The sequence below is a fragment of the Micromonospora yasonensis genome (genome assembly GCF_026013475.1).
Lineage (GTDB): Bacteria > Actinomycetota > Actinomycetes > Mycobacteriales > Micromonosporaceae > Micromonospora > Micromonospora yasonensis.
The window spans coordinates 1-5,211 of sequence record NZ_JAPDPH010000339.1 but is presented as its reverse complement, the minus strand read 5'-3'; the positions used below and the strand labels follow the sequence as shown (position 1 = coordinate 5,211).

The following is a 5,211-nucleotide window of genomic DNA, read 5'->3' as shown; positions in this document are numbered from 1 at the left end:
TGCAGCCATCACTCCGCCCACCGTGGAGGAGGTCGAGCGGCTGGGCACTCTCCTGCGGGATCTGGGCCATGCCCTCGGTCGTCGTTGCTCTCCGTACTGCGACCATCTTTAGTTGATCGAGTGGTGCACCTGCTCAGCAGATGTGCGGATGCCCGGTGCGACATGATCCGAAGAATCGATCGCCGGAAGGCCCGCCGCGGATTGCGCTGCACCCCGGAACTTGGCCACGCTTGCCGGATGGCCGATCTTGACTTCTTCGTCGACGTCGTGGTCACCGGTGCCGTGCTGGGCGTGGGCCTGACGGACTCACCGGACGAGGTAGCCCGCACGTTGGGTGGCGACTTCGCAGAGGACCGGGGCCACGCCGTGATGCGGCGTGACTACGGCTTGGTGGAATTCTCCTGGGCTCGGCGTCCCGGATCCCACTCCTGGCAGGCGACCGGCTTCACCGTGCAAGCGCACCGCCTGGCGAGCATCACGGTCATCGATGCACTCGTGCATCGGTACGGGCCGTTCGGCCGGCAGCTGCGGTTCACGCAGTTGAACGCCGAATTGGACCGCCTCGGCTACCACCTGCAGGAGATCACCGACCAAGCCGATGCGGACTACCGGCGGTACTGGCTTGCCGAGTCGCGGATATCCCTCCTCGTGGCCACCAGGTACCAGGGGCTGGTCGCCGCCGGTGACGTCTGGTCGATCAGCGCACCCCATCCACCCGAGCTCGTGGCCGCGAGGAGACTCGGCGGGCAACGCCAGGCCGTCAAGGACGGGCTGGTCCACCTACTCCGTCTCGACGAGCATCAGCGCCAGCAGTGGCTGGACCACCGCCAGCCGGCGCCGCGCGAGCGCACCAACTGGTGGCTGTACCTGCTGCTGGTCATCGATCAGCAGCTGCGGGACCAGTCAGGCTGGCGGGCGGAGTGGGCGGAGCTGAAGCTCTGGCTGCTACGGCAGGGACAAGCCCGGGCCGTGTTCAGCGAAGCCGAGAGCGCCGAGAAGCTGGCGTACTTCGCGGCGGGTATGCGCCGCTCGGGGGTCGAGTCGGCCGTGTTGCCGTCGGCTGACGACATCGTCCGGGCCTGCCTGGACGCCATCCCAGTCGGCCTGAACGAGGTAGCCACACTCGCCGACCGGCGAGACCTGGCCGGTCTTGACCGCACGCAGACGCGCCACTCCCGGCAGGCGAAGAATCTGGTCAGCGCAGCCCAGTGGCACCTGGACGCAGTCCTGGACACGCACCTCGCCGCCCAGCTGCGTGAGTGGATCGATATCAAGCCGCGTCTCGTGTAGCAGCCGGCCCCACCCAAGCAGCAGACGCACGCCCTCGGCCGATGCATGCTCATCGGCACGGCAACCGCTACGCCGGGCACGACCAACGCGACGACAGTGGCAGATGGGTACTTCGTCGCGGGATCGCGCGCGGGCGAGCAGGCGTTAGAGTCGCGCCATGGTGACCTTCCGCGTCGACGAGGTGACCCCCGCAGCCGAGGGCCTGCCTACCCGGCCGCTCGGCGAACTGTTCGGGGACACGCTGGTCTCAGGTGGAGATCCGGCGCTGCCGGTGCTCGTGCCGGACGGGATACATCCGCTGCTCGACGCTGTCGGGCGCGCGTTCGCCGACCACCGCCCGCTGGTGTTGTCCCCCGACGCGGTGTGGTTGACCATCTCGCAGGGTGTCGCCCAACACATCCGGCTCCACGCCGAGCAGCTGCGCCCCCGGCTGGTGGGCCACACCGGCCGCAAACGGCTCACCGTGACCGTTGACGGGCCGATGCCGCAGGACGCGGCTTCCTGGCAGGACGTGGTGGAGTCATTCCACAAGCTCCTCGCCGCCGAGATCAGCGACGCTGACATGTTCGAGTGCGACTTCTCCACCAGCACGGAGATCGACCGGCTCGCGGAACGAGTTGTCCTGCTCGACGCCTACTCGCCGTACTTCTCGCTGTGGCTCGTGTGCGTGTGCGGCATCCCGTCGATCACGTTGACCGGCACCGTGGAGGACTGGCAGAAGATCCGCGCACGGTTGGACGCGATCGCCGGGTTCGGTCTGGAGACGTGGTGCCGGTCGCTCGCACCGATCGCCGACCAGTTCGTCCGAGCCGCCGCCGGCGAGGTGGACGTGGCGTTCTGGCGGCGGATCTACAACCCCGTCGACGCGTACGGCGGTGAGGTGGTCACCGGCTGGGCCGCGCGCCTATACCCGTACCTCCGCGGTGACGGGGTGATGGACCAGCCGAATCCGCTGCTGGAGTTACCTATCGACGAGCCGCGCGACGCGACCGCCGACGGCCGCGGCTTCTACCGCGGTGCCGGCATCCGCACCGATCAGGTGCCCGCGACGTTGTCGCGGGCGACAGTCAACGCCAACGACCAGGTGGCGGGCGACAACCGGACGATGGCCCTGCACGCCGGCCTGGTCGGCGTCGCCCAGGACGACGACGGCGGACTGCGGCCGGTGGCCAGCTGGTACCTCGCACCGGCGGCGGTGGAGATCGACGACGTGATCGACCGAATCGTCCGCGACCACGACACCACACCGCCGCAGCCCACGTTCATGTTCGACGCGCCAGCCGAGGTCGTGGCGCTCTACCGGCGCATCGGCTCCGCCACGCTGTTCCACACGTGGCGGCTGCTGCCGGTGGCCGAGCACCGCCGGGTGTATCGCGGCCACGTGGACCAGTCGCTCTTGACGATCATTGACCTTGCCGACGGCCGGAGCGTCTGCGCGGCCCTCGACAACGAAACACAGTCGACCCACTGGGTCCTCTGCCGCGTCGAAGAGGTGGCGGCCGAACGGTCCGACGAGTTCGACGGCCGATTCCGCCTGGTCGACGACCCCGCCAACGTCCCGGTATACGGCACCTCGCTCGCCCAGCTGCTCGACGCCGCCCTCGACTCCGACGGCGACATCACCCACCTCGAAACCGGCCGGCTCAATCAGCTGGACCGATCCACCGGTTAGTCCGTGACACGCTATCCGCAGTCCGGCACGACCGAACACGTCCAGACTCGATAGAACTAAACGGAGGCCTACCGGGATTGACATCGGCGGCAGAAGGGTGCGCTGCGTCCTAGATGTCGACGGTCAGCGTGAGCACGCCTGCGATGATCGTTGGGTCGGCGTAGGAGGTACACATGATCGAGTGGCTTGACGATGTCTGGTCTCGAGCACGCGCCGTGCAGATCGTCGAGGGCGGTGAGGACGGCGGTCCTCTTTGCGGTCGTGGGGTTCTGGCTGAGCTACCGGACGCTGTGTCTGTCGAGGCGGCACGCGAGTTGACCACGACAGGTCGCTTCACCGGTGACATCTGTCGTTGTCACGGTGGGCCGACGATCGTGCTCCGCGATACAGCCGGCGACGTGCTCGCCAGCGCCAGTCTTCACGGCCACGGCTCGGTCAGTTGGGAGCGGTCGCGGTTCCGTAACGACCTCCTCGTGGCGGATCCTGCAGCGCTCCACTTGTTCTTGGCCGGACACGGAGTACCGAATCAGCTGACCTCGTTCCTGACGCCGTTGGCCGACCTGCTGAACCTGCACGAGGGCCGCCCGCAGTTCCGGCCCGCCGGGAAAAAGGGCAAGCGGTACCTGACCCAGCGTGCGGTTCCTGACGTGCTACATCCTGTGTTGGTCGCCGCCACCGGTCAGCAATGCGGCGAACTGTCCGATGCGCAAGTCGACGACGTCCGTCGACGGCTCACCGCCGCCACCCCCTCACCCACCGCCAGGGCGGCGATCCTGCTGTCCTGGCTGGGCCAGCTCCCCATCCCCGCAGAGGCCCTGTGGGGTGAAGGTGTCCTGGTACGGCAACTACTCGCCGACCTCAGGCTGCCCGACGTCGCGACCGCGGCCGCCGAAACCCGCACCGGACATATCGCAACAGGAGTGATCAACCTGATCATGCACTCCGGCGACGACGGCACGCTGGCCACGGCCATCGGCCCGACGCTGCGTCAACTGTTCCCACCGGCACCTGCAGCCAACGCTGCACGGTAGCCGTCGAACGTTCGGTCGGCGAACCGCTCGCTGACGCAGATCCCGTAGCCGTCATCGCGCACGCATGTCGGCGCGATCGAGCGTTCGGCCCACCGCGCCCCGTTGACTGAGCGCTGCGGCCGGTAGGCGACAGAAGCGGATGCGCCACGCGCCTCTTGTCCGCGGGGCCAGGTTCGGCTCAGGTCTGTTGGAGAAATTGCATGAGCTGCGCGGTGAGTTCGGCCGGCTGTTCCTCGAAGATCCAGTGGCCAGAGTCCTCGATGACGCCGCCAGTTACCGTCGTGGTGTACTGCGCGACCTGGGTAGCTACCGCCTCCCCGAGGCTGGCTCGGGCGCCGAGTGCGAGAACCGGCATGGTCAGCTTCGTCTTGCCGTACTCAGCGTTGTCGGCGACATCTTGGGGCAGTGCTCGGAAGTAGTCGAAGCTGGCGCGCAGGTGAGCGTCGTCTTGCAGGTACCGGGCGTACTCGCGGACATCGTCGTCGCCGATGCCGGTCTTCTGGACTTCCATCGAATCGGTGAACCGATCCACCCACAGGGCCTCGCGACCGTCCACGATCTGTTCCGGCAGGCCGTTTGGGAGGCTGAAGAAGCCGAAGTTCCAGAAACCCGGTCCCTTCGGCGTCAGTGACGGGACCTGGTACAGGCTCTGGTCAGGGATAGGCGCTTCCGTGAGCACGAGCTTGCGCACGTGATCGCGGTGAGCGGCGGCATACGCGTACGCGACCATGGTCCCGATGTCGTGTCCGACGATGCTGACGTCGCCATCAAGGCCGAGTTGAGTGAGCAGGCCGTACACGTCGCCGGCGAGGGTCTTCTTGTCGTAGCCTCCTGCCGGGGCGTCGCTTCCGCCAGCTCCCCGAAGGTCAGGCGCGATGACCGTGTAGTGCTTGGCAAGCTCCGGCAGAACCTTGCGCCACATGTACCACGTCTGCGGATAGCCATGCAGCAGGACCAATGTGCTGCCCCGACCGCCCCGAACATAGTTGATCGTGACCTCTCCGACCTGCGCCGTCTGCTCCGTGAAGGAACCCGGAATCCGCTCGCCACCCATCGCCACTCCCTCTGAGGCACACGCGGTCCGTGGGCTACCCAACCCCGGGACTCGTACACCTCCCAAGCGCCGGTGTACACCAGGGTCATACCTGACTGGCTGGGCAACGCGATGCCCCGGAAGCGACGCTGCGGGTCCGGGCTGAACGGATAGCCACACTTTCA

Annotated in this window: 4 protein-coding genes; 3 read left to right on the top strand and 1 reads right to left on the bottom strand. The window is 67.4% G+C overall.

Features of this window, described 5'->3' with window-relative positions; genetic code table 11:
* The first annotated feature begins 120 nt into the window (after positions 1-120).
* From ONA70_RS34490 to ONA70_RS34480, 3 genes are all read left to right on the top strand, one after another.
* Positions 121-1,290, top strand: a complete 1,170-nt coding sequence (locus ONA70_RS34490) for a hypothetical protein (RefSeq protein ID WP_265010675.1) — start codon at positions 121-123, stop codon at positions 1,288-1,290.
* Between the two features lie 157 nt (positions 1,291-1,447).
* On the top strand, positions 1,448-2,962 hold the full coding sequence (locus ONA70_RS34485; protein WP_265010674.1) for a DUF4419 domain-containing protein: 1,515 nt from the start codon (positions 1,448-1,450) through the stop codon (positions 2,960-2,962).
* A gap of 173 nt (positions 2,963-3,135) precedes the next feature.
* A complete protein-coding gene (locus ONA70_RS34480; protein ID WP_265010673.1) occupies positions 3,136-3,993 on the top strand; it encodes a hypothetical protein in 858 nt (285 codons plus the stop codon).
* Positions 3,994-4,171: 178 nt separating this feature from the next.
* Here the strand turns inward: ONA70_RS34480 and ONA70_RS34475 are convergent, their stop codons facing one another.
* Positions 4,172-5,047 (bottom strand): alpha/beta fold hydrolase, encoded by an 876-nt coding sequence (locus ONA70_RS34475; protein WP_265010672.1) that lies wholly within the window; start codon positions 5,045-5,047, stop codon positions 4,172-4,174.
* Between the last annotated feature and the right edge of the window lie 164 nt (positions 5,048-5,211).